The 425-nt window shown below is 51.3% G+C and carries 1 rRNA gene; it reads right to left on the bottom strand.

Going from position 1 to position 425, the window contains the following annotated elements:
- Positions 1 to 425 (bottom strand): 16S ribosomal RNA (locus J1W56_RS25870); the annotation flags it as partial.

Raw genomic sequence — 425 nt, 5'->3', positions numbered from 1 at the left:
CTGTTCGCTCCCCATGCTTTCGTGCATCAGCGTCAGTGGTTGCCCAGTACAATGCCTTCGCTATCGGTGTTCCTGATGGTATCTATGCATTTCACCGCTACACCATCAATTCCATGTACCCCTGCAATACTCAAGTCGACCAGTATCAATGGCAATTTCTGGGTTGAGCCCAAAACTTTCACCGCTGACTTAATCAACCGCCTACGCACCCTTTAAACCCAATAAATCCGGACAACGCTTGCACCCTCCGTATTACCGCGGCTGCTGGCACGGAGTTAGCCGGTGCTTATTCTTACGGTACCGTCATTAGCCCCCTGTATTAGAAGAGGCCGTTTCGTTCCGTACAAAAGCAGTTTACAACCCGAAGGCCTTCTTCCTGCACGCGGCATTGCTGGATCAGGCTTGCGCCCATTGTCCAAAATTCC

It is taken from the genome of Phyllobacterium calauticae (assembly GCF_019991125.1).
Lineage (GTDB): Bacteria > Pseudomonadota > Alphaproteobacteria > Rhizobiales > Rhizobiaceae > Phyllobacterium > Phyllobacterium calauticae.
This window is presented reverse-complemented; position numbering and strand designations above follow the sequence as displayed.